Consider the following 22975-nt stretch of genomic DNA (forward strand, 5'->3'; position numbering starts at 1 on the left):
CCGTGAAAAATCACCAGTCGGAGGAACGATGGCGGATCAGACGTTGGGAGCAGCGCTCGAGCGCGAGCATCGCGAGATCGACGGGGATGTCGAGAAGTTCGTGACCGCGATCGGTGCGGGGGAGACGCGGATCGATGCGCTCGGCCGCGCGATGGTGTCGCTGCGCCGGCACATCTACCTGGAGGAGGAGTTCCTCTTCCCGCCGCTCAAGGCGGCCGGAATGATGGGGCCGGTCATGGTCATGCTCAAGGAACACGGCCAGATGTGGCAGACGATGGCCGACCTCGACGTCAGACTGGCGGAACTCGACGGGGGCGACGCGACTGCGGTCGAGACCCTGTGCCGGGAACTCGTCGGCGAACTACAGGAGCACAACGGCAAGGAGGAGCTGATCCTCTACCCGCAGGCCGACGCGGTGCTCGACGTCGAGGCGAGCGCGGACCTCGAGGACTTCCTGGCCGGCGGAACGATGCCGGAGGGCTGGGCCGCCACGATGGCTCGTAGGGGCTGAGTTCTCGCACCAGGGGCGTTCGGTTCGCCGTCGGGCGTCGTGAAGTGCGGTAGCACCCACGGGGTCATGACCCGCAACAGCTAGTTCGGTGACGTACCTGACGGAGCGGGTCTTGTGAATCGGATGCCGTTGAACGTGTATGTGCAGCAAGCGCACTGAGGATCCAGGCTCGATTCATCGATGTCCGGATTCACAACTTGCAGCGTTCCATCGGAGGCGACGTACAACCCGCTGAAATAGGTCGACTCACCGATTGCCGAGCCTGAGCCGTCTCATTGGAGTTGGCTCGACTGGTGCAGAGGACGGTCCGAGCCCACGCGCCGAGCGTGCCGGGAACGTACAGCAGGTCGAATTGTCACTTGATCTTGCGGTGGTCCCGAACGCGTCGTCCAGCGACGACGAGGTGGTGACTGCGACACTCGAACTCGGTCACCACCTCGTCCAGCACCCGTCAGGCCGTCGCGACCTCCTTGGCCCAGCGGTAGTCGGCCTTACCGGCCGGCGTGCGCTTGACCTCGTCCACGATCACCATCGAGCGGGGGATCTTGTACCCGGCCAACGTCTGTCGGCAGTGCTCCTGGACGTCCGCCAGGGTCGGGTCGGTCGCGTCGGGGTAGGTCGCGATCACCGCCGCGACCCGCTGGCCCATGCGCTCGTCGGGCGCCCCGACCACCAGCGCGTCGCAGATCGCCGGGTGTGCGTGCAGCGCGGCCTCGACCTCCTCGGCGAAGACCTTCTCTCCGCCGGTGTTGATGCACTGCGACCCGCGCCCGAGGAACACCAGCGTGCCGTCCGCCTCGATCCGGCCCATGTCGCCGAGGACCGACAGCCGGGTGCCGTCCGCGCGGGTCGGGAACGTGCGGGCGGTCTTCTCCTCGTCGCCGTAGTAGCCGAGCGGCACGTTGCCCACGCGGGCGATGTACCCGATCTGGTCGGAGCCCGGCGTGATCGGCTCGAGCGACTCGTCGACGAGGGTCAGGATCGGTGACGAGGCCATCCGCAGGTTGCCCTGCTCGTCGACGGAGAATGCGCCGTCGTTGCCGGACTCGGAGGCCCCGAAGTTGTCGCGCAGCAACAGGTCCGGCTTGACCGCCAGCATTCGGTTGCGCACGCTCACCGACCAGATCGCGCCGCCGTTGGTGATCGAGTACAGCGAGCTCAGGTCGATCTCACCCTGGCGGCGTTCCATCTCGTCGACCAGCGGCAGGCCCATGCCGTCGCCCACGATCAGGATGACCTGCAGCCGTTCGGTCTCGATCGCCGAGACGATCTTTGCGGGGTCGAAGTCGCGCATGAGCACCACGCGGGCGCCGAGGGTGAAGAACGTGAACAGCGAATACAGCGCGGCGCCGTGCATCAGCGGCGCGGCGATGAGGAACGCCATGTCGGGGAATTCCTTGGCGGCGGCGGCGATCTCGGCGAGGTCCTGGCGCTGGTCCTGGCCGTACGGGTTGCCGCCCGAGAGCGGCTTGCGGAAGAAGTCGTCGTGCCGCCACATGACGCCCTTCGGGTATCCGGTGGTGCCGCCGGTGTAGAGCACGTACATGTCGTCGCCGCTGCGGGTCTCGAACTCGGCGGTCGCGGGCAGGTTGTGGGCGTCGGCAAAGGACACCACCGTCACGGACCGCTCGGCGGCGGCCGCGGCCAGCGCCGCGGTGGTCTCGCCGATGACCACGATCGTCCGCACCAGCGGACAGCTGCCGAGCAGCGCAGCGAGCGTGTCCTGGTGCTCGGGCAGTTCGACGACGACGGCGGCCGAATCGGAGTTGGTGAAGATGTACTCGAGTTCCGCGGGGGTGTACCGGTAGTTGACGTTGATCGGCACGGCGCGGATCTTGATCAGGCCGAGGATGCTGGTGACGTGCTCGACGCTGTTCTTGAGGAACAGCGCCACGTGGTCCCCGTGGCCGAGTCCCGCCCGCGCGAACATCTGGGCGACCTTGTTCGCCTCGGCGTCCAGGTGTGCATAGGTGAAGTTCTCGCCCTCGTACGTCAGCGCGATGCGGTCAGGGACCGCGGACGCGACGGTTTCGACGATGTCGGCCAGGTTGAACTGCATCATCATCCCTTTCGGAACCGTGCTGGTCGGACCGTCTGCTGACGGGCGCACCCGCATGGAACGTGTTCTCATTCGACTCGATTGTGATGGTAGTCACTCACGAGAACGTGTTCCTGTCCAGGGCCGGTGTCGCGGACCGGGACGCCCGGATGGGACAGCGCCGAGACGGGGCTGGGGCAGGGATGCGACGGGCCGGGGATAGTCTCCGATGCCGTGGAAGCCCAGCAGCCCGAAGCAGCGCACGTGCACCCCGAGCCTCTGAGCCCCGGGTGCCTGACGGCCGAGCGCATCGCCGCGATCGATGCCGGTCACATCTGGCATCCCTACGGCGCCTTCCCCTCCGCGCCGGCGCCGCTGGTCGTCGCGAGCGCCCGCGGCGCGCGGCTGACGCTGGCCGACGGCACCGAACTGGTCGACGGGATGAGTTCGTGGTGGGCGGCGATCCACGGGTACCGCAACCCGGTGCTCGACGCGGCCGCCCGTGCCCAGCTCGACCGGATGAGCCACGTGATGTTCGGCGGGCTCACCCACGAACCGGCCGCCCGGCTCGCCGAACTGCTGGTGCAGCTGACCCCGGAGGGCCTGGAGAAGGTGTTCTTCGCCGACTCCGGTTCGGTGTCCGTGGAGGTTGCGATCAAGATGTGCCTGCAGTACTGGCGCAGCCTCGGCCGGCCCGGCAAGCACCGGATGATGACCTGGCGCGGGGGGTATCACGGGGACACCTTCGAGGCGATGAGCGTCTGCGACCCGGACGGCGGCATGCACTCGCTGTGGTCCGAGGTGCTCGCCCCGCAGGTGTTCGTCTCGGCGCCGCCGCGACAGTTCGACCCGGCCTACGTCGAGGAGCTGGCGGCGGCGATGGCCGAGCACGGCGACGAGCTGGCCGCGGTGATCGTCGAGCCGGTCGTGCAGGGTGCGGGCGGCATGCGCTTCCACCACCCGGAGTACCTGCGGGCTCTGCGTCGGCTGTGCGACGAGCACGAGGTGCTGCTGGTCTTCGACGAGATCGCCACCGGCTTCGGGCGTACCGGCGAACTGTTCGCGGCCGACCACGCCGGCGTGCGGCCCGACGTGATGTGCGTGGGCAAGGCGCTGACCGGCGGCTACCTGACGCTGGCGGCGACGCTGTGCACCGACCGGGTCGCGGAGGTGATCAGCGCGGGCGAGGCCGGCGGGCTGATGCACGGGCCGACGTTCATGGCCAATCCGCTGGCCTGCGCGATCGCGGTCGCCGCGGTCGAACTGCTGCTCTCGCGCGACTGGCGGGCCGAGGTCGCGGCGCTGGAGACGGGGCTGACTGCCGGACTCGCGCCGGCCGCCGAGCTGCCCGGGGTTCGGGAGGTGCGCGTGCTCGGCGGGATCGGCGTGATCGACCTGACCGAGCCGGTGGACATGGCGGCTGCGACCGGGGCGGCGGTGTCTGCGGGGGTGTGGCTGCGGCCGTTCCGCAATCTGATCTACGCGATGCCGCCGTACATCTGCACCGGCGACGAGGTGGACCGGATCGCCGCCGGCATGGTCGCGGCCGCCGGGACCGCGGGGTAGCGGGCGCACCCAAAGCGGCGGGGCCCGAGGGCGGGGGCGAGCTTGAACGGTGTTCAAGTTCGCGTATCGTGCCTGTCGTGGGAACCGATCGTGACGCATTGCCCAGGGACGTACTCGGCTGGCTGGACGAGCGCGCCGAGCAGCGCCGTGCCGCCGGACTGCGACGGGCACTGCGCCCGCGGACCCCGGTCGCCGCGGCCATCGACCTCGCATCCAACGACTATCTGGGCCTGGTGCGTCACCCCGAGGTGATCGACGGCGCGACCGCCGCGCTGCGCCGCTGGGGGGCCGGTTCGACCGGTTCGCGACTGGTCACCGGCACCACCACCGAGCACGAACTGCTCGAGGCGGAACTGGCCGAGTTCGTCGGCGCCGAATCCGGTCTGGTCTTCGCCAGCGGCTACGCCGCGAACCTCGGCGTGGTCACCGCGCTGTCGGACCGCGACACGCTGATCGTCTCCGACGCCGGCTGCCACGCCTCGCTGGTCGACGCCTGCCGGTTGTCCCGGGCGCGGGTGGTCGTCACGCCACACGCCGACACCGCCGCCGTCGCCGCCGCGCTCGCCGCCCGATCCGAACGCCGGGCGCTGGTGCTGACCGACTCGGTCTTCAGTGCCGACGGCGACCTCGCTCCGCTGCATGACCTGCACCGTGTGTGCCGCGAGCACGGCGCGCTGCTGGTGGTCGACGAGGCTCACGCCATCGGTGTGCGCGGGGACGGCGGCCGCGGGTGGGTGCACGAGCAGGGGCTCGCCGGGCAGCACGACGTCGTGGTCACCGCCACGCTGTCCAAATCGCTTGCCGCGCAAGGTGGTGTGGTGCTCGCAGGTGCGCGGGTACGCGCACACCTGATCGACGTGGCACGGACGTTCATCTTCGACACCGGATTGGCCCCCGCGGCAGTCGGCGCCGCCCGTGCCGCGCTCGGCGTGCTGCGCCGCGAGCCGCAGCGGGCGGGGGCGGTGCTTGCGCGCGCCGCCGACCTCGCGCGCATGTCCGGATTGGACGTGGTGCCCGAGTCCGCCGTCGTGTCGGTGGTCCTCGGCGACCCGCAACGTGCCTACGACGCCTCCGTCGCCTGCCTCGAGCGCGGCCTGCACGTCGGCTGCTTCCGTCCGCCGTCGGTCCCGGCGGGCACCTCGCGCCTGCGGCTGACCGCGCGGGCGAACCTCGGCGCCGACGAGATGGCCACCGTCGAGGCCGTGCTCACCGACGTGCTGTCCCAGGCCCGGGCCGCCACCGGGGTGCCCGCATGAGCGCGCTGCTCGTCACCGGCACCTCCACCGACGTCGGCAAGACGATCGCCACCGCGGCGCTGGCCGCGGCGGCGCGCGCGAGCGGCGCCTCGGTGGCGGTGTGCAAGCCCGCACAGACCGGCGAGGCGCCGGGCGTCGGCGGCGACCTCGCCGTGGTGCAGCGACTGGTGGGCGTGGGCCCGTCGGGGATCGCCGCGACCGTCGAGCTCGCCCGCTACCCGGAACCGCTCGCGCCGGACACTGCAGCGCGGCGTGCCGGGATGGCCGAGTTGACTCGCACCCAGGTGGTCGGCGCCGCCCGGCAACTGGGCCGCGACCACGACCTCGCGCTGGTCGAGGGGGCGGGCGGGCTGCTGGTCCGGCTCGGTGCCGATGGGTTCACGCTGCGCGACGTCGCCGTCGACCTCGGCGCGCCGGTGCTGCTGGTGGCCGACCCCGCGCTGGGCACGCTCAACCACTGCGCGCTCACCGTCGAGGCGCTGCGGTCGGCCGGCGTCCGATGTGCAGGCATCGTGCTGGGCTCATGGCCCGACGAGCCGGACCTGGCGATGCGGTGCAACCTCGACGACCTGCCGTCGGTGACCGGGGTCGACCTGGTCGGGCGCATCCCGGCCGGTGTCGGGTCGCTCGACCGCGCGCGGTTCACCGCGCAGGCGCCGGGCTGGTTCGACCGTGCCTGGCTCGCCTCGCTCGTCTGACCTGGTCGGCGGTCCCGAGAACGCCCGCTCGATCCTTCGCCGGACGGACCCGAACTGCCGTACTGTGATATGGACCACTCCGCGAGGTCGGTCGGCAAGAGGGTATCGGCCCCGACGGTTCGTTCCGCGCAGCGCGCAGCGACTTGGAGGAATCGATGACCACCACCGAGATGACGGACCTCCAGCGGACGATCGGGCACCTGCGACAGTGCGTCGGCTCGCTCCGCACCCTTTACGGCGACGCCTCCGCAGTGCGCCGGCTGGCCAACGACGTCGAGCGGCTGGGCATCGACGCCGGCGACCTCGACCAGTCGCCGCCGCGCACCGTCTACGAGTCCGGTGAGCGCGTGAAGATCCCGGACACCCCCTACGAGCAGGCGCTCTGGCAGGGAGCCGACGACGAAGGTGTCGGCGGGCATCCGCACGAGCACCGGTGAGCGCGCCGGCGGATACCGCGCCGGGCGGCCCGTCCCCGGCGGGCGCCGAGTCGGGAGTGGGGGCTCCCGGCCGCGCCGCCATCGCCGCGCGCACACTGCGCGGGGACCGCTGGTGGCTGCAGCCGGCGGCCACCTTCGTCGGGCTGATGATCTTCGTCGTCTACGCGACGGTGCGGTCGTTCGTGCGCAGCGCCTACTGGGTGGACAGCTATCACTACCTGTCGCCGTTCTATTCGCCGTGCCTGAGTGCTTCCTGCGCGCCCGGGTCCAGCCACCTCGGGGTGCACTTCGGCACCGTCCCGATGTGGATCCCGTTGGCGTTCATGTCGTTGCCGTTCCTGCTGTGCTTCCGCCTGACCTGCTACTACTACCGGAAGGCCTACTACCGCTCGTTCTGGCTGTCCCCGCCTGCCTGCGCCGTGGCCGAGCCGCATCGCACCTACGGCGGGGAGTCGCGGCTGCCGCTGATCGTGCAGAACGCGCATCGCTACTTCTTCTACATCGCGGTGATCATCTCGGGGATCAACACCTACGACGCGGTGGTCTCGTTCCACGGTTCCACCGGCGGATTCGGGTTCGGCCTGGGCAACATCATCATCGTCGCCAACGTGATCCTGTTGTGGCTGTACACGCTCTCGTGCCACTCGTGCCGGCACGTCACCGGCGGTCGGCTCAAGCACTTCTCGAAACATCCTGTCCGTTACCGGGTCTGGACGTGGGTCAGCGTCATCAACACCCGGCACATGATGTTCGCGTGGATCACGCTGTACACCCTCATCCTCACCGATCTGTACATCATGCTGGTGGCGAGTGGGACCATCTCGGACCCGCGCTTCGTGAACTGACGCGCGGGACAGGTACCGGTGGGCCGACCGTCGGCTCCCGGACGAGCGCGGAGGTGCGTGGCTTTGGTCGAGGTCGAGCGGCACACATACGACGTGGTGGTGATCGGGGCCGGCGGCGCCGGCCTGCGCGCGGTCATCGAGGCCCGGCAGCGGGGACTGTCGGTGGCGGTCGTGTGCAAGTCGCTGTTCGGCAAGGCGCACACCGTGATGGCCGAGGGGGGCTGCGCGGCGGCGATGGGCAACGTCGCGTCCAAGGACAGCTGGCAGGTGCACTTCGGCGACACCATGCGCGGCGGCAAGTTCCTCAACAACTGGCGGATGGTCGAACTGCACGCCAAGGAGGCCCCGGACCGGGTGTGGGAACTCGAGTCCTATGGCGCGCTGTTCGACCGGACCCCGGACGGCCGGATCAACCAGCGCAATTTCGGCGGCCACACCTATCCGAGGCTGGCCCACGTCGGCGACCGCACCGGCCTGGAGATCATCCGCACCATGCAGCAGAAGATCGTCTCGCTGCAACAGGAGGACCACGCGCAGACCGGTGACTACGAGTCGCGGATCAAGGTGTTCGCCGAGTGCACGATCACCGAGCTGCTCAAGGATTCGTCCGGCGCGATCGCCGGCGCGTTCGGCTACTGGCGCGAGTCGGGCCGGTTCGTGCTGTTCGAGTCCCCCGCGGTGGTGATGGCGACCGGCGGTATCGGCAAGTCCTACAAGGTGACGTCGAACTCGTGGGAGTACACCGGCGACGGTCACGCACTCGCGTTGCGCGCCGGCGCGAACCTGATCAACATGGAGTTCATCCAGTTCCACCCGACCGGTATGGTGTGGCCGCCGAGCGTGAAGGGCATCCTGGTCACCGAGGGCGTGCGCGGCGACGGCGGGGTGCTCAAGAACGCCGAGGGCAAGCGGTTCATGTTCGACTACATCCCGGCGGTGTTCAAGGGTCAGTACGCCGAGACCGAGGACGAGGCCGACCAGTGGCTCGAGGACAACGACAGCGCCCGCCGCACCCCGGATCTGCTGCCCCGCGACGAGGTCGCGCGGGCGATCAATTCGGAGGTCAAGGCGGGCCGGGACTCTCCGCACGGCGGGGTGTTCCTCGACATCGCCTCCCGGATGCCGGCCGAGGAGATCCAGCGGCGGCTGCCGTCGATGCACCACCAGTTCAAGGAACTCGCCGACGTCGACATCACCAAGGAGATGATGGAGGTCGGGCCGACCTGCCACTACGTGATGGGTGGGATCGAGGTCGACCCGGACACCGGGTCCTCCTGTGTGCCGGGACTGTTCGCGGCAGGGGAGTGCAGCGGCGGTATGCACGGGTCGAACCGGCTCGGCGGCAACTCGCTCTCGGACCTGCTGGTGTTCGGCCGGCGCGCGGGGCTGGGTGCGTCCGACTACGTGCAGTCGCTCGCGCAGCGTCCGCAGGTGTCACCCGACGACATCGCCGCGGCGGCACGGATCGCCCTGGCACCGTTCGACCCGCCGGATGATCCGGCAGCGCAGGAGAACCCGTACTCGCTGCACATGGAGTTGCAGCAGTCCATGCACGACCTGGTCGGGATCATCCGGCACGCCGACGAGATGGAGCGTGCGCTGGTGCGCCTCGACGAGATCCGCGGCCGCATCCACCGGGTGACCGTCGAGGGGCATCGGCAGTTCAACCCGGGCTGGCACCTGGCGCTCGATCTGCGCAACATGCTGCTGGTCTGCGAGTGCGTCGCCCGGTCGGCGCTGATGCGGACCGAATCGCGCGGCGGTCACACCCGCGACGACCACCCGGACATGGTCAGCGCGTGGCGCGGCACCTTGCTGGTCTGCCACCTCGCCGGCGGCGACCCGGTCGTGCCCGACGTCACCGTCGACGCCGAACCGCAGCAGCCCATGCGTCCGGACCTGTTGGCGCTGTTCGAGATCGAAGAGCTGCAGAAGTACTACACCGACGACGAACTCGCCGAGCACCCGGGAAGGAAGGCGTGAGATGGCGTACGACGCGAAGTTCAAGGTGTGGCGCGGCGACGCCGACGGCGGGGCGCTGCAGGACTACACGGTGGAGGTCAACGAGGGCGAGGTCGTGCTCGACATCATCCACCGCATCCAGGCCACCCAGGCCTCGGACCTCGCGGTCCGGTGGAACTGCAAGGCCGGCAAGTGCGGATCCTGCTCGGCCGAGGTCAACGGCAGACCCCGGCTCATGTGCATGACCCGCATGTCGACGTTCACGGAGGACGAGACCGTCACCGTCACGCCGATGCGGACGTTCCCGGTGATCCGAGACCTGGTCACCGACGTGTCGTTCAATTACGTGAAGGCCCGCGAGATCCCGTCGTTCACGCCGCCGCCGGGGCTCGAACCCGGCGAGTACCGGATGCAGCAGGTCGACGTCGAGAGGTCCCAGGAGTTCCGCAAGTGCATCGAGTGCTTCCTGTGTCAGAACGTCTGTCACGTGATCCGCGATCACGAGGACAACAAGCAGGCCTACGCCGGGCCGCGGTTCTTCATCCGGCTCGCCGAACTCGAGATGCATCCGCTCGACGTCGCCGACCGGCGCGACCTGGGGCAGGACGACATGGGCCTGGGCTACTGCAACATCACCAAGTGCTGCACCGAGGTCTGCCCGGAGGGCATCCACATCACCGACAACGCGATCATCCCGATGAAGGAGCGCGTCGCCGGCCACCGCTACGACCCGCTGGTGTGGCTGGGCGACAAGCTCTTCCGACGACGGTCCTGAGCGGCCGGCCCGGCGTCGGTCCCGGTGGCGCCGCCGGTCTCAGGGCAGCGCGCGGTCGTGGGCGAGCTTGCCGAGGATCGTGTTCAGTGCGGCGAGGTCGGTGCTGTCGAGCGCGGCCAGCGGCGCCGGTGCCGGGTCGTCGAGGGCGTGCAGGGTTGCGAGCAACTCCTGCCCGGACGCGGTCAGCGTGACGTTCTTGCACCGGCGGTTGGCCGGGTTCACCTCGCGCACGACGTAGCCGCGTGCCTCTAGGTCGTTGACCGCGACCGTCGCCGCCGGGGCGTCGATGGTGGCGGCGGCCGCGAGGTCCTTCATCGACAGCGGCCCCGCCTTGAGCCGGCGCAACACCCGGATCCTGCTGAACGGCAACCCGGTCCGTTCGGTCACCGTGCGCCGCCAGGTGTCGCGGTTGTCCATCACCAGTGAACTCATCAGGCGCCAGGCCTCGTCGGCCAGGTGCGGGTCGGGTGTGCGGTCATCAGGCACGTATCGATCAGGCACGGCCGGCACCTCCCGCGGCCGCCGGGGCGAACTCGGGTTCGTCGAGCAGTTCGGCGACCGCGGCGGTGCTGCGGTGCGCCCACGCCGACCTCGACACCACGCCGAGCGCGGCGATGACCAGGCCGATGGCGACGACCATCCACCACAGCGGGTGCGTCGAGTCGGCGAAACCCGTGCCGATGTGACCGGCCATCGCGGTGCCGACGACGCTGCCGCACAGTGCCACACCGATGCTCACCCCGACCTGGCGGCTGGTGGACGCGACCGCCGAGGCCGCGCCGGCCCGGTCGACCGGCATCCCGCTGACCGCCGCCGTCGTGATGGGCGCGTTGACCAGCCCGAACCCGATGCCGAACACGCCGGACATCACGGCCAGCAATCCGAGCGAGGTGCCGGTGCCGAGCAAGGTCAGCAGCAGCCCGGCGACCGACATGACCAGCCCGGCCACGATCAGCGAGGGCGCGATCCCGAAGCGGCCGACCGCGCGGCCGGACAGCGGCGAGCACACCAGTGTCGCGACGGCCAGCGGCAGGTACAGCAACCCGGTGCCGATGGCGCTCAGTCCCCGGACCTCCTGCAGGTACAGCGACATTATGAACAGGAACGCGCCGTAGCCGGCGAACGCGATGACCGCGATCACGGTGGCGGAACTGAACGGCACGCTGCGGAAGAAACGCAGGTCGATGAACGGGTCGTGGTGCCGGCCCTCGAACACGATGAACGCGACGACGGCGGCCAGCGCGACCGCGAAGATGGTCAGCGTCCGCGCCGAGCTCCAGCCCATCGACGGGCCCTCGATCAGCCCGTACACGAGCGCTGCCATGGCGACGATGCCCAGCGCCTGCCCGACCGGGTCGAGGGTGCGCACCACCGACGAGCGCGACTCGGGCACGAAGATCGCGGTCAGCGTGATCGCCGCCGCGCACACCGGCAGGTTGATCCAGAACACCGACCGCCAGCCGACGGTGTCGATCAGCACCCCGCCGAGCATCGGGCCGAGCGCCATCGAGATGCCGACCACCGCGCCCCAGACACCGACGGCCCGGGCGCGTTCGCGCCGGCCCGGGAACACCTGGGTGATGATCGACATGGCGACAGGGTTGAGCATCGACCCGCCGATCGCCTGGAATAACCGGGCGGCGATGAGCATCTCGACGCTGTTCGACAGGCTGCACAGCAGCGATCCGGCGGCGAAGACCGCGAGCCCGATCTGGAACGTGCGGCGGCGCCCGAACCGGTCGGCGGTGGCGCCGGAGAGCAGCAGCAGGCTGGCGAGGACCAGCGTGTAGATGTCGATGACCCACTGCAACTGCGACACCGAGGCGTGCAGGTCGCTGCGGATCGCCGGCAGCGCCACGTTCACGATGGTCGCGTCCATCGAGACGATGAGCAGGCTCAGGCAGCAGGTCGCGAGGATGATCGTCTTGCGGCGCTCGGTCGGCGCCGCCGGCGCAATCGTTGTAGTCACACAAGAATTGTAGATTTACAACTGTCGACGGATCAACGCCCTCGCGCTGTCAGTTCCCTGTCAGTCGGGGACCGGGGAAGCGGGCCTGTCAGTCGGGCTTGATGAACGCGCGGATCATGTCGATCGGCAGCGGGAAGATCACCGTCGAGTTGTGCTCGCCGCCCACCTCGAGCAGGGTCTGCAGGTAGCGCAACTGGAGCGTCGTCGGGTTGGCGCTGATCACGTCGGCCGCCTGGGCCAGCTTCGCCGACGCCTGGAACTCGCCCTCCGCGTTGATGATCTTCGCCCGCCGCTCCCGCTCGGCCTCGGCCTGCCGGGCGATCGCGCGCTGCATGTTCGCGGGGATCTCCACGTCCTTTACCTCGACGGTGGTCACCTTGACGCCCCACGGCTCGGTCTGCAGGTCGATGACCTTCTGCAGGTCCTCGTTGACCCGCTCGCGTTCGGCCAGCAGCGTGTCGAGGTCGGCACGGCCGAGCACCGAACGCAGCGTCGTCTGAGCGATCTGCGCGGTGGCGTCGAGGAAGTCCTCGACCTCGACGACCGACCGGTCCGCGTCGATCACCCGGAAGTAGGCGACCGCGGTGACCTTCGCGGGCACGTTGTCGCGGGTGATGACCTCCTGGGCGGGGATGTTCAGCGTGACCGTGCGCAGGCTCACCCGCACCATCCGGTCGACGGCGGGGATGAGCAGCACCACGCCGGGCCCTTTGGAGGTGAGCAGCCGCCCCATCCGGAAGATCACGGCGCGCTCGTACTCGCGCAGGATCCGCACCGAACTCGCCGGGAGCGCCAGCGCGAGGAACGCGACGACGACGATGACGATGACGACGGCGGTCATGGCTCCACCTCCCAGGGTTCGCGGCGCCGCACGCCGAGCGTGAGCCCGTGCAGCCTCTCCACCACGACGCGCTCGCCGGCCGACAGCGGGGGATCGGCGTCGTAGCCGAACTCGATTCGCGCACGCCACAATCCGCCGGCGGTCTCGATCTGACCCTCCGTGCCGCGCCAACTGCGCACCGTGCCGGACGTGCCGATCAGCGATTGGGGGCCGGACCGGACCGGGGCGCGCCGGGCCCGCAGCACCTTCGGTCCGGCGACCGCGGCGAGGCCGCCGCCGACCACGGCGGCCCCCGCGGCCACCGGGAGCGCGACCGACGGGCCGAACCCGCCGGAGAAGAGCAACAGGGCCGCGCCCGACGCGACGGACAGCGCGCCGACGGTGCCGGCGATGCCGATCGTCGGCACGTGGGTCTCGACGATGATCAGCAGCAGTCCGACGACGAGCGCCAACACCCCGAACACTGCCATCTCGCGCCACCAGCCATCACCGCGAAAACCTTCACCTCAACGGTAGGCGTGTCGGGTCGGGGCTGCCACGGGTCGGTCGGGTCCGCGACCGGCCCGATACGGCGCCGGCGGGTGTCTCGCGGGGGATCAGCGGTGCTGGTGCTCGCGCAGCGTCGCGCTGACCCCGGCGATGAACAGGCCCAGGCCGAACTCGAATCGGGAGGCGGCGTCGGGGCTCTCGAACAGCGGCGACGCGTCGTCGGTCAGTGCGCCGTGCGAGTCCATCTGGATGCGGGACTGCTCGTCCATCGAGTGACCGAGGATGTAGTAGAGGATCGTGTCGGCGGCCAGGTCGGCCTCGGCGCCGGCGAGCCCGGCGTCGGTCCCCGCCCGGGCCAGGGCCTCGCGCGCTCCGCTGGTTGTCAGCCGGGATGCGTAGGCGGCGGCGACCAGTTCTGCGCCGTCGCGGTGGGAGAGCAGCGCGTCGCGCATGCGGGTGGACAGCGTCCGGAACCTGTCGGCCCAGTCGGCGGCGTCGACCGGTGCGTCCATCGGTCGCAGGATCTCGTCGGCGACCGCCCCGAGCAGCGACTGTTTGTTGGGGAAATGCCAGTACAGCGCGCCCGGTTGCACGCCCAGCGAGGTGGCCAGGCGCCGCATCGTCAGGTCGGCGAGGCCGTACTCGTCGAGGATCGCGATGGCGCCGGCCAGGACGTCTGCGCGTCGCAACTGCACGGTGGGCTCCTTTGCCGGGCGAAGAACATGGGTGACGAAGAACGACGAAGAACATTGTGTGACGAAGAACGTCGGTCCAACCAGCTTCTCAGCTCGCCGGTGTTGACAGCGAATTCGTCCCAACCCTAACCTGAACGCCGTTCAACTTGGACGGTGTTCAAGTCGAGAGTTGTCGGCATCGACCCGGACCTCGCATGCCGCGCATGCACCTCGCAGCCCCCGGGTGTCGTGCGAGGTGCATGCGCGGTGTGTGACGTCGGAAGATGCCGTACGGCACAGGGCGCCGCACCCGTGCCCCCCAGCCACAGTTCAGCCCCCAAGGAGCAGCAGTGACCCAGACCGCCGTCAGCACCGACATCCTCGCGACCGCGCGCGAACAGGTCCTCGAGCGCGGCGAGGCGCTGATCCAGGACCAGATCCTCCAGGTTCTGCAACTGCCCGACGACCGGCTCGAGGAACTGCTCGCGCTCGCGCACGACGTCCGCATGAAGTGGTGCGGCCCCGAGGTCGAGGTCGAGGGCATCATCTCCCTCAAGACGGGCGGCTGCCCGGAGGACTGTCACTTCTGCTCGCAGTCCGGGCTGTTCGAGTCGCCGGTCCGCTCCGCCTGGCTGGACATCCCGAGCCTGGTCGAGGCTGCCAAGCAGACCGCCAAGACCGGCGCCACCGAGTTCTGCATCGTCGCCGCCGTGCGCGGACCCGACGCCCGGCTGATGGCGCAGGTCGCCGCAGGGATCGAGGCCATCCGCAACGAGGTCGACATCCAGGTCGCGTGCTCGCTGGGCATGCTCACCCAGGAGCAGGTCGACCAGCTCGCCGCGATGGGCGTGCACCGGTACAACCACAACCTCGAGACCTCCCGCTCGCACTTCCCGAATGTGGTGACCACCCACACCTGGGAGGAGCGCTGGGGCACGCTGAAGATGGTCCGCGAGGCGGGGATGGAGGTGTGCTGCGGCGGCATCCTCGGCATGGGCGAGACGCTCGAGCAGCGCGCCGAGTTCGCCGCGAACCTCGCCGAACTCGAGCCCGACGAGGTGCCGCTGAACTTCCTCAACCCTCGCCCGGGCACGCCGTTCGGCGACCTCGAGGTGCTGCCGGCGAGCGAGGCGCTCAAGGCGGTCGCCGCGTTCCGCCTGGCGCTGCCGCGCACGATCCTGCGCTTCGCGGGCGGCCGCGAGATCACCCTCGGCGACCTCGGCGCCAAGCAGGGCATCCTCGGCGGCATCAACGCGGTCATCGTCGGCAACTACCTGACCACGCTCGGCCGCCCCGCCGAGACCGACCTGGACCTGCTCGGCGAGCTCGAGATGCCGATCAAGGCCCTGAACTCCACCCTGTGATGCGCGAGGCAGCCGTGGACCAGGCCATGGAACTGGCCGTCCGCACCGGTGGGCCGCTCTCGGAAGAGAACGTGCGGTTCAACGTGTACACGGGCATCGAGCTCGATGCCGGCGCCTCGGGCCGGTTGTCGCCGACCTCCGCGCAGCTCGGTCTCGAGCCGCCGCGCTACTGCGGACAGTGCGGGCGCCGGATGATCGTGCAGGTGGTGCCGGACGGCTGGTGGGCCAAGTGCTCCCGGCACGGTGTCGTCGACTCGGTGCTGCTCGGTCGTCGGTGAGCAGGCCGTCACTGTTCGTGTCGATCGGCCGGCGCCCCGTGGGTCGTCGTGGTGCTTCGTCTCTGTGTCGCGGATCGGCGTACCCGCGCAGGCTCTAGTGTGTATCGACGTGACAGGTGAGATCGAGAAGGGGCCCCGGCGCGTGTTGCGGATCGTGCGCGCGCCCGCGCTCATCGGCATCGGATCGGCGCTGGCCGGCGCCCTGCTCGGCGTGGTGTGGGGGCTGCTCGCGCCGCCCGAGCACGTGCTGATCGGGCACGACGGCGCGATCTCGCTGATGAACGAGAGCACCCACCGGTTCGACGCGATCGGGATGTTCGCGTTCATGTCGCTCGCGCTCGGCGTGTTGTGCGGCGCGGTCGCCTGGCTGTGGCGCAGCGCGCGCGGCCCGCTCATGGTGGTCGGGCTGGTGCTCGGCTGTCTGCTCGGTGCCTGGCTGGCCGAGGAGGTGGGCGTCTCGCTCGCCACACATCGGTTCCCGGTGGGCGGCGACTTCGATCTGGGCCAGGTCGTCGCGATCCCGCCGTCGCTGCGGCTGAGCGAGATCCGCGTGGTCGGACCGGACTGGCTGAGCCCGCTGCTGACCTGGTGCGGCGGGTGGGTCGCGCTGATCGGTCAGGCGCTGGGCGCGGGGGTGGTCGTGCTGCTCGCCGCCGTGCTCAGCCCGTGGGACGGGCTCGGCGCAGGCGATCAGGAGTACCGGGCCCCGGCAGGTCCCGACTCGGCAGGTCCCGCCTCGGGCGGCTCCGGTATCGACGGCCCCGGCCCGGACTCAGGCGGGCGGCCGCAGGGCGGCGAACTCGTCGGTCACCCGCAGCCGTGACTCGGTGAACCGGTAGAGCGCGGCCGGACGGCCGCCGCTGCGACCTGACGGTGCGGTCGTGCCGGTCGGGGTGATCACCTTGCGCCGGCCCAGCACGCGCTGCAGGTTCGTCGCGTCCACGCTGTGTCCCAGTGCGGCGCAGTACAACTCGCGCAAGGTGGACATGGAGAACTCGTCCGGCGCCAGCGCGAACGCGATGTTGGTGTACGACAGCTTCGCCGCCAGCCGGGTGCGGGCGTGGGCGACCACTGTGGCGTGGTCGAAGGACATCGCCGGCAGCGCGGCGACCGGATGCCAGGCGGTGTCCGGTGGCAGGTGCGGGTCCGAGGTGCAGGGGACCAGTCCGAGGAACGTCGACGCGATGGTGCGCGGGCCGGGGATGCGGTGCGGGTCGGAGAACACCGACAGCTGCTCGAGGTGGGTGATCTCGCGGACGTCGACCTTCTCGGCGAGCTGACGGCGCGCGGAGGTGGGCAGGTCCTCCTCGTCGCCGAGTTGCCCGCCGGGCAGGGACCAGGTCCCGAGCTCGGGTTCCATCGCCCGCTGCCACAGCAGCACGCACAGCTCCCCGTCGCGAACCTGGAACACCGCGACGAGCACTTCGTGGCGGGTGTTACCATGTCTCATGTTTTCGATTATAAGTCGAAAACTCGAACGAGGAGAACTGTCATGGCGAGTCCGCAGATGACGATGTCCGAGCTGCACCAGCAGATCCAGGACGGGGAGGGCGGATACTCCGGTGTCGCCGGCACTCCCGAGTGGGCCGAGGAGGTCCGTCGGCTCGCCGACGAACGCGGCGCCACGCTACTCGCGCACAACTATCAGCTGCCGGAGATCCAGGACGTGGCCGACCACGTCGGCGACTCCCTGGCGCTCTCGCGGATCGCCGCCGAGGCCCCGGAGGACACCATCGTGTTCTGCGGCGTGCACTTCATGGCCGAGACCGCGAAGATCCTCAGCCCGGACAAGACCGTGCTGATCCCGGATCAGCGGGCCGGGTGCTCGCTCGCCGACTCGATCACCGCGGACGACCTGCGGGCGTGGAAGGACGAGTTCCCGGACGCCGTCGTCGTGTCCTATGTGAACACCACCGCGGAGGTCAAGGGCCTCACCGACATCTGCTGCACGTCGTCGAACGCGGTCGACGTGGTCGCGTCGATCGACCCGGACCGCGAGGTGCTGTTCCTGCCCGACCAGTTCCTCGGCGCCCACGTCAAGCGGGTCACCGGCCGCGAGAACATGCACATCTGGGCCGGTGAGTGCCACGTGCACGCGGGCATCAACGGAGACGAGCTGACGGCCCGGGCCAAGGCCCACCCCGACGCGGACCTGTTCGTGCACCCCGAGTGCGGCTGCGCGACCTCGGCGCTCTACCTCGCCGGTGAGGGCTTTGTGCCCGAGGACAAGGTCAAGATCCTGTCCACCGGCGGCATGATCGAGGCGGCCAAGTCGACCGGCGCACGCCAGGTGCTCGTCGCCACCGAGGTCGGCATGCTGCACCAGCTGCGCAACGCCGCCCCGGGCATCGACTTCCAGGCGGTCAACGACCGCGCGTCCTGCCCCTACATGAAGATGATCACCCCGGCCGCGCTGCTGCGCTGCCTGATCGAGGGCAAGGACGAGGTCGATGTCGCACCCGACGTCGCCGAGCGGGCGCGCCGGTCGGTGCAGCGGATGATCGAGATCGGTAACCCGGGCGGCGGCGAGTAATGACGCGCGGCGCCGCGTACCGGACCGCCTCGCCGGCGGCGGTGGCGTGGGAAGCGCGGGCGGACCTGGTGGTGGTCGGCGGCGGCGTGGCCGGGCTGACCGCTGCGCGGGCGGCGTCGCTGCGCGGTCTGAGTGTGCTCACCGTCAGCAAGGGCGGCCCGACCGACACCGCCACGCAGTACGCGCAGGGCGGCATCGCCGTCGTCGGTGACCTGCAGGCGGACTCGGTCGACTCGCACGTCGAGGACACCTGTGTGGCCGGGGCCGGGCTGTGCGACGAGACGGCGGTGCGCTCGATCGTCGCCGGCGGACGCGAGGCGGTGTCGGCGCTGGTCGACCTCGGCGCGGTGTTCGACCGTGGACGGGACGGCCGGGTCGAACGCACCCGCGAGGGCGGACACAGCACCCGCCGGATCATCCACGCCGGCGGCGACGCGACCGGCGCCGAGGTTCAGCGCGCGCTCGGCGCGGCCGGCCTGCCGGTGCTGTTCGGTGCCGCTGCGGCCCGCATCGTCACCGACCGCAACGGTGTGTCCGGGCTGATCGTGCTGTCCGACAAGGGCTTCGGAGTCATCCACACCCCGGCCGTGCTGCTGGCGACCGGCGGGATGGGTCAGCTGTACTCGTGCAGCACCAATCCGTCCGGGGCGACCGCCGACGGCGTCGCGCTGGCCCTCGACGCCGGGGCCGCGGTGGCCGATCTCGAGTTCGTCCAGTTCCACCCGACCGTGCTGTTCGCGCCGGGCGGGGTAGGCCGACGCCCGCTGGTCAGCGAGGCGGTCCGCGGCGAGGGTGCCCGGCTGGTCGACTCCGCGGGCCGGTCGGTCACCGAGGGTGTACACCCGCGCGGCGACCTCGCCCCGCGGGACGTGGTCTCGCGCGCCATCGCGGCGCGCATGACCGAACTCGGCACCGACCACGTCCACCTCGATGCGCGCGGGCTGGACGGATTCGCGCGGCGGTTCCCGACCGTGACCGCCTCCTGCCTGGCCGCAGGGATCGACCCCGCGACGCAGTTGATCCCGGTGGCGCCGGCCGCGCACTACGCCTGCGGCGGCGTCGTGACCGACACCTCCGGACGCACGGGGGTGCCCGGTCTGTTCGCGGCCGGTGAGGTAGCCCGGACCGGACTGCACGGCGCAAACCGCTTGGCCTCCAACAGTTTGCTCGAAGGGCTGGTCGTCGGGGAACGCGCTGGGATCGCGGCGGCCGAGCGGGCGGACCTGCGGGTCGAGGTGACCGACGTGCGCCCGTGGCCGGTGGCCCGCGTGGACCGCGCGGCGGTGCAGCGGCTGATGGCCGCCCACGCGTCGGTCGTGCGCGACGGCGACGGTCTCGACCGGGCCGCAGCGGAACTGGCGCAGACGCTGGCGACCGGACCGCACCACATGCCGACCGACGTCGCAGGACTCGAGGACGCCGCGCTGACCGTGGCCGCGTCGGCCCTGCTGTTGGCGGCGCGGGTGCGCACCGAGAGTCGCGGCTGCCACACCCGCAGCGATCATCCCGGGTCCCGCGAGTCGTGGCGGCACAGCATCGAGGTGCGGCGCGACGAGACCGGCGCACTGGTCCTCCCCGAACTGACAGGAGCACGTTGATGAGCAGCCAGACGAACTGGCCCGAGGCACTCGACCGCGACGAGGTGCATGCGCTGGTGCGGCTCGCACTCGACGAGGACCTGCGGTATGGCCCGGATGTCACCTCGAACGCCACCGTGCCCGAGGGTGCGTCCGCGAAGGCCGTGATGGCCACGCGTGCACCGGGTGTCGTCGCGGGCCTCGATGTCGGTCTGCTGGTGCTCGACGAGGTGATCGGCGCCGGCGGCTACGAGGTGCTCGAGCGGGTCGCCGACGGCACGGTGCTCGCACCCGGAGACGTCGCGCTGTCGGTGCTGGCGCCGACCCGCGGGCTGCTCACCGCCGAGCGCACCATGCTCAACCTCGTCTGCCACCTGTCCGGCATCGCGACCGCGACCCATCGGTGGGTCGCGGCCGTCGCCGGAACCGACTGCCGCATCCGCGACAGCCGCAAGACGCTGCCCGGCATGCGCGGGCTGCAGAAGTATGCGGTCCGTGTCGGGGGCGGCGTGAACCACCGGATGGGACTCGGCGACGAGGCGCTGATCAAGGACAACCACGTCGCCGCCGCCGGCTCGGTGGTCGCGGCGCTGCGGGCGGTCCGGGCGGTCGCGCCGCAGGTCGCCTGCGAGGTCGAGGTCGACAGCCTCGAGCAGCTCGACGAGGTGCTCGCCGAGCGCGCGGAAACCGTTCTGCTGGACAACTTCCCGGTGTGGCAGACGCAGGTCGCCGTGCAGCGCCGCAACAAGGTGTCGCCGCAGACGAAGCTGGAGTCCTCCGGTGGCCTGACGCTCGACATGGCGGCGGACTACGCCCGCACCGGCGTCGACTATCTCGCGGTCGGGGCCCTGACGCATTCGGCCACCGTGCTGGACCTCGGCCTGGACATGTAGACCCGGACATGTAGACCCGGACATGTAGACCCGGGGTGGAGCCGGGGCCACGCGCCGGCTCCACCGGAGGATCGGCTCAGGCGGAGGTGCGGGTCGCGGCGCCGGCGTCGACCGGGATCACGATGCCTGTGATGTGGGCGCTGGCCTCGTCGGTGAGGAACAGCACGGCACGGGTCACCTCGGCGGGGTCGAGGATCGCGACGGGCTGCGCGTGCAGCATGCCGAGGATCGGTGCGACGTCGTCCCACGTCGGGGCGTCCAGGTCCGGGCGGATCGTGCGGAACAGGTTGTCGTTGCGGACCATCGGGGTGTCGATGTTGCCGGGGGCGACGATGTTGACGGTGACGCCCGAGTGCGCCAGTTCCTGCGCGACGGACTTCGACATGCCGATCACGCCCCACTTCGACGCGGTGTAGGCGGCCTGGGTCGGGGCCGAGCTACGGCCCAGCATCGACGAGACGGTCACGATGCGCCCGTATCCGCGTTGCGCCATGCCCGGCGCGACCGCGGCGAGGGTGTTGAACACGCCGGTCAGGTTGGTGCCGACGACGTCGTCCCACACCGCCTGCGAGTGCTCGGTGATCGGCGACATCCCGGAGACCCCCGCGTTGGCGACGGCGATGTCGACATGGCCGAACTCCTCCTCGGCGCGCGCCACCAGCTGCTCGAGGGCCGGACGGTTCTGGGTGTCGACCTTCGCCGAGATGACCTTCCGGCCGAGGCCCTCGATCAGCCGGGCGGTCTCGGCGAGCTCCTCCTGGGTGCCGAGGGCGTAGGCGACACCCGCGGTGTCGGCGCACCGATCGCAGATCACCAGGTCCGCACCGCGCTCGGCGAACGCCAGCGCATGTGAGCGCCCCTGCCCGCGCGCGGCACCCGTGACCAGTGCGACCTTGCCCTCGAATGCGGTGTTCTCGTTGCCCATTTCCACTCCTTGTAACTGTCGCCCGAGTGGGTCCAGCGCTCCCGAGGGCGACTAGACACTCTGGCGTTCAACTGTATGGTTGTGGCACAGATTACGTGCGTGACGATCAGCGTGTGTGAGAGGGGCCGACAGTGCCGTCAGTGACAACGCCTCCGGTGGCGAACATCTTCGATCCGGCCCGGCTGGGCCCGATCACGTTGCACAACAGGACGATCAAGGCGGCGACTTTCGAGGGTCGCACGCCCGACGCGCTGGTCACCGACGACCTGATCGAGTTCCACCGGTCCGTGGCCGCCGGCGGGGTGGGCATGACGACCGTCGCGTACTGCGCCGCCTCGCCCGAGGGGCGCACCGACCGGCACCAGATCTACATGCGCCCCGAGGCGGTCCCCGGGCTGCGGCGGCTGACCGATGCCGTGCACGCGGAGGGCGCGAAGGCGTCCGCGCAGATCGGGCACGCCGGCCCGGTCGCCAACGCAAGGTCCAACCGCAAGACCGCGCTGGCGCCGAGTCCGCAGATCAGCCCGCTGAGCATGATGCTCACGCGCGGTGCCACCAAGTCCGACATCCGCCGGGTCACCGCCGATCACGCGCGCGCGGCGCGGTTGGCCGTCGAGTCCGGTTTCGATGCGGTCGAGATCCACTTCGGACACAACTACTTCGCGAGTTCGTTCTTGAGCCCGCGCATCAACAAGCGGTCCGACGACTACGGCGGGTCGTTGCGCAACCGTGCCCGGGTGGCGCGTGAGGTCGCGGGCGCGGTCCGCGACGAGATCGGCGACGAGATCGCGGTGCTCGCCAAACTGAACATGGACGACGGTGCCCCCGGCGGGTTCTGGCTGGACGAGTCCCTGCAGGTGGCGCAGTGGCTCGAGGGCGACGGCGTCCTCGATGCGCTCGAGCTCACCGCCGGCAGCTCGCTGAAGAACCCCATGTACCTGTTCCGTGGGGAGGTGCCGCTGCGCGACTTCGCCGCCGCGTTCCCGCAGCCGACGCGCGCGGGACTGCGGGCGGTCGGCCGGTTCTTCCTGAAGAGCTATCCGTACGAGCCGATGTATCTGCTCGAGAGCGCGCGCCAGTTCCGCGCGGCGCTGTCGATGCCGCTGGTCCTGCTCGGCGGTGTCACCGAGAAGGAGCACATGGACCGGGCGATGGCCGAGGGTTTCGACTTCGTCGCGATGGGCCGGGCGCTGCTGCGGGAGCCGGACCTGATCTCCCGCATCGAGGCGGACAGTCGTACCGAGTCGCTGTGTATCCACTGCAACCGCTGTATGCCCACCATCTACTCGCGCACCCGGTGTGTGCTCGTCTCCGGCGAGACCGCCGCGATCCCCGCGCAGTAGG

23 protein-coding genes are annotated in these 22975 nt (G+C 70.3%); 15 read left to right on the forward strand and 8 right to left on the reverse strand.

Going from position 1 to position 22975, the window contains the following annotated elements; all coding sequences use genetic code 11:
- Positions 1-28: 28 nt before the first annotated feature.
- Entirely contained in the window at positions 29-511 is a 483-nt protein-coding gene (locus G4X40_RS18120; protein ID WP_277834536.1) for a hemerythrin domain-containing protein, read from the forward strand.
- Between the two features lie 451 nt (positions 512-962).
- Here the strand turns inward: G4X40_RS18120 and G4X40_RS18125 are convergent, their stop codons facing one another.
- Positions 963-2570 (reverse strand): AMP-binding protein, encoded by a 1608-nt coding sequence (locus G4X40_RS18125; RefSeq protein ID WP_277834708.1) that lies wholly within the window; start codon positions 2568-2570, stop codon positions 963-965.
- Between the two features lie 273 nt (positions 2571-2843).
- Here G4X40_RS18125 and G4X40_RS18130 point away from each other — a divergent pair, with 273 nt between their 5' ends.
- The 7 genes from G4X40_RS18130 to G4X40_RS18160 all read left to right on the forward strand — a co-directional run bounded on the left by G4X40_RS18130 (position 2844) and on the right by G4X40_RS18160 (position 10088).
- Entirely contained in the window at positions 2844-4115 is a 1272-nt protein-coding gene (locus G4X40_RS18130) for an adenosylmethionine--8-amino-7-oxononanoate transaminase (RefSeq protein WP_408642250.1), read from the forward strand.
- A 68-nt stretch (positions 4116-4183) separates the two neighbouring features.
- Complete coding sequence (locus G4X40_RS18135; protein WP_408642242.1) at positions 4184-5371, forward strand: 8-amino-7-oxononanoate synthase; 1188 nt, start codon at positions 4184-4186, stop codon at positions 5369-5371.
- Complete coding sequence (gene bioD / locus G4X40_RS18140; protein ID WP_277834537.1) at positions 5368-6069, forward strand: dethiobiotin synthase; 702 nt, start codon at positions 5368-5370, stop codon at positions 6067-6069. The genes G4X40_RS18135 and bioD overlap by 4 nt, the downstream gene beginning before the upstream one ends.
- Positions 6070-6224: 155 nt before the next feature.
- On the forward strand, positions 6225-6506 hold the full coding sequence (locus G4X40_RS18145) for a hypothetical protein (protein ID WP_277834538.1): 282 nt from the start codon (positions 6225-6227) through the stop codon (positions 6504-6506).
- A 56-nt stretch (positions 6507-6562) separates the two neighbouring features.
- The gene (locus G4X40_RS18150; protein WP_456299997.1) at positions 6563-7351 is read left to right on the forward strand and encodes a hypothetical protein; all 789 of its coding nucleotides are present in this window, start codon (positions 6563-6565) and stop codon (positions 7349-7351) included.
- A 63-nt stretch (positions 7352-7414) separates the two neighbouring features.
- Positions 7415-9334: a fumarate reductase/succinate dehydrogenase flavoprotein subunit gene (locus G4X40_RS18155; protein WP_277834712.1), complete on the forward strand. Its 1920-nt coding sequence runs from the start codon at positions 7415-7417 to the stop codon at positions 9332-9334.
- 1 nt (position 9335) lies between these two features.
- Positions 9336-10088, forward strand: coding sequence for a succinate dehydrogenase/fumarate reductase iron-sulfur subunit (locus G4X40_RS18160; RefSeq protein WP_277834541.1), 753 nt, complete (start codon positions 9336-9338; stop codon positions 10086-10088).
- Positions 10089-10127: 39 nt separating this feature from the next.
- Here the strand turns inward: G4X40_RS18160 and G4X40_RS18165 are convergent, their stop codons facing one another.
- The 5 genes from G4X40_RS18165 to G4X40_RS18185 all read right to left on the reverse strand — a co-directional run bounded on the left by G4X40_RS18165 (position 10128) and on the right by G4X40_RS18185 (position 14082).
- Positions 10128-10520 carry a MarR family winged helix-turn-helix transcriptional regulator gene (locus G4X40_RS18165; RefSeq protein WP_277834713.1) on the reverse strand — a complete coding sequence of 131 codons (393 nt, stop codon included), beginning with the start codon at positions 10518-10520 and terminating at the stop codon, positions 10128-10130.
- A gap of 61 nt (positions 10521-10581) precedes the next feature.
- Complete coding sequence (locus G4X40_RS18170) at positions 10582-12057, reverse strand: MFS transporter (protein WP_277834543.1); 1476 nt, start codon at positions 12055-12057, stop codon at positions 10582-10584.
- An 88-nt stretch (positions 12058-12145) separates the two neighbouring features.
- Complete coding sequence (locus tag G4X40_RS18175; RefSeq protein ID WP_277834544.1) at positions 12146-12898, reverse strand: slipin family protein; 753 nt, start codon at positions 12896-12898, stop codon at positions 12146-12148.
- Positions 12895-13368: an NfeD family protein gene (locus G4X40_RS18180; protein ID WP_277834545.1), complete on the reverse strand. Its 474-nt coding sequence runs from the start codon at positions 13366-13368 to the stop codon at positions 12895-12897. Before G4X40_RS18180 ends, G4X40_RS18175 begins: the two co-directional genes overlap by 4 nt.
- Before the next feature lie 126 nt (positions 13369-13494).
- Positions 13495-14082, reverse strand: a complete 588-nt coding sequence (locus tag G4X40_RS18185) for a TetR/AcrR family transcriptional regulator C-terminal domain-containing protein (RefSeq protein ID WP_277834547.1) — start codon at positions 14080-14082, stop codon at positions 13495-13497.
- Positions 14083-14411: 329 nt separating this feature from the next.
- On the opposite strand from G4X40_RS18185, the gene bioB reads away from it, so the two are divergent.
- The 3 genes from bioB (at position 14412) to G4X40_RS18200 (ending at position 16526) form a co-directional block, all read left to right on the forward strand.
- Positions 14412-15425: a biotin synthase BioB gene (gene bioB / locus G4X40_RS18190; RefSeq protein WP_277834548.1), complete on the forward strand. Its 1014-nt coding sequence runs from the start codon at positions 14412-14414 to the stop codon at positions 15423-15425.
- Between the two features lie 26 nt (positions 15426-15451).
- Complete coding sequence (bsaP, locus tag G4X40_RS18195) at positions 15452-15703, forward strand: biotin synthase auxiliary protein BsaP (RefSeq protein ID WP_277834714.1); 252 nt, start codon at positions 15452-15454, stop codon at positions 15701-15703.
- A gap of 109 nt (positions 15704-15812) precedes the next feature.
- A complete protein-coding gene (locus G4X40_RS18200; RefSeq protein ID WP_277834549.1) occupies positions 15813-16526 on the forward strand; it encodes a DUF2567 domain-containing protein in 714 nt (237 codons plus the stop codon).
- On the opposite strand, the gene G4X40_RS18205 is transcribed toward G4X40_RS18200, so the two are convergent.
- Positions 16476-17153 carry an NUDIX hydrolase gene (locus G4X40_RS18205; protein ID WP_277834550.1) on the reverse strand — a complete coding sequence of 226 codons (678 nt, stop codon included), beginning with the start codon at positions 17151-17153 and terminating at the stop codon, positions 16476-16478. The two genes, G4X40_RS18200 and G4X40_RS18205, sit on opposite strands and share 51 nt — an antisense overlap.
- A gap of 42 nt (positions 17154-17195) precedes the next feature.
- Here G4X40_RS18205 and nadA point away from each other — a divergent pair, with 42 nt between their 5' ends.
- The 3 genes from nadA to nadC are packed head-to-tail and all read left to right on the forward strand — an operon-like array spanning position 17196 to position 20706.
- Positions 17196-18236 (forward strand): quinolinate synthase NadA, encoded by a 1041-nt coding sequence (gene nadA / locus G4X40_RS18210; protein WP_408642243.1) that lies wholly within the window; start codon positions 17196-17198, stop codon positions 18234-18236.
- On the forward strand, positions 18236-19834 hold the full coding sequence (locus G4X40_RS18215; protein WP_277834551.1) for an L-aspartate oxidase: 1599 nt from the start codon (positions 18236-18238) through the stop codon (positions 19832-19834). Before nadA ends, G4X40_RS18215 begins: the two co-directional genes overlap by 1 nt.
- A complete protein-coding gene (nadC, locus tag G4X40_RS18220) occupies positions 19834-20706 on the forward strand; it encodes a carboxylating nicotinate-nucleotide diphosphorylase (RefSeq protein ID WP_277834553.1) in 873 nt (290 codons plus the stop codon). Before G4X40_RS18215 ends, nadC begins: the two co-directional genes overlap by 1 nt.
- A 76-nt stretch (positions 20707-20782) precedes the next feature.
- Here nadC and G4X40_RS18225 read toward each other — a convergent pair whose 3' ends face one another.
- Positions 20783-21631 (reverse strand): mycofactocin-coupled SDR family oxidoreductase, encoded by an 849-nt coding sequence (locus G4X40_RS18225; RefSeq protein WP_277834555.1) that lies wholly within the window; start codon positions 21629-21631, stop codon positions 20783-20785.
- A gap of 140 nt (positions 21632-21771) precedes the next feature.
- On the opposite strand from G4X40_RS18225, the gene G4X40_RS18230 reads away from it, so the two are divergent.
- Entirely contained in the window at positions 21772-22974 is a 1203-nt protein-coding gene (locus G4X40_RS18230; protein WP_277834557.1) for an NADH:flavin oxidoreductase, read from the forward strand.
- The last annotated feature ends 1 nt before the right edge of the window (position 22975 follow it).

It is taken from the genome of Speluncibacter jeojiensis, assembly GCF_029589495.1.
In the GTDB taxonomy this organism is placed as follows: Bacteria; Actinomycetota; Actinomycetes; order Mycobacteriales; family Mycobacteriaceae; genus Speluncibacter; species Speluncibacter jeojiensis.

Coding starts and splice junctions, on each gene's coding strand:
- bsaP (WP_277834714.1), top strand. CDS start 15,452: ATGGAACTGGCCGTCCGCACCGGTGGGCCGCTCTCGGAAGAGAACGTG.
- G4X40_RS18160 (WP_277834541.1), top strand. CDS start 9,336: ATGGCGTACGACGCGAAGTTCAAGGTGTGGCGCGGCGACGCCGACGGC.
- G4X40_RS18215 (WP_277834551.1), top strand. CDS start 18,236: ATGACGCGCGGCGCCGCGTACCGGACCGCCTCGCCGGCGGCGGTGGCG.
- G4X40_RS18145 (WP_277834538.1), top strand. CDS start 6,225: ATGACCACCACCGAGATGACGGACCTCCAGCGGACGATCGGGCACCTG.
- nadA (WP_408642243.1), top strand. CDS start 17,196: ATGGCGAGTCCGCAGATGACGATGTCCGAGCTGCACCAGCAGATCCAG.
- G4X40_RS18175 (WP_277834544.1), bottom strand. CDS start 12,898: ATGACCGCCGTCGTCATCGTCATCGTCGTCGTCGCGTTCCTCGCGCTG.
- G4X40_RS18180 (WP_277834545.1), bottom strand. CDS start 13,368: ATGGCAGTGTTCGGGGTGTTGGCGCTCGTCGTCGGACTGCTGCTGATC.
- G4X40_RS18205 (WP_277834550.1), bottom strand. CDS start 17,153: ATGAGACATGGTAACACCCGCCACGAAGTGCTCGTCGCGGTGTTCCAG.
- G4X40_RS18125 (WP_277834708.1), bottom strand. CDS start 2,570: ATGCAGTTCAACCTGGCCGACATCGTCGAAACCGTCGCGTCCGCGGTC.
- G4X40_RS18165 (WP_277834713.1), bottom strand. CDS start 10,520: ATGAGTTCACTGGTGATGGACAACCGCGACACCTGGCGGCGCACGGTG.
- bioD (WP_277834537.1), top strand. CDS start 5,368: ATGAGCGCGCTGCTCGTCACCGGCACCTCCACCGACGTCGGCAAGACG.
- G4X40_RS18120 (WP_277834536.1), top strand. CDS start 29: ATGGCGGATCAGACGTTGGGAGCAGCGCTCGAGCGCGAGCATCGCGAG.
- nadC (WP_277834553.1), top strand. CDS start 19,834: ATGAGCAGCCAGACGAACTGGCCCGAGGCACTCGACCGCGACGAGGTG.
- G4X40_RS18225 (WP_277834555.1), bottom strand. CDS start 21,631: ATGGGCAACGAGAACACCGCATTCGAGGGCAAGGTCGCACTGGTCACG.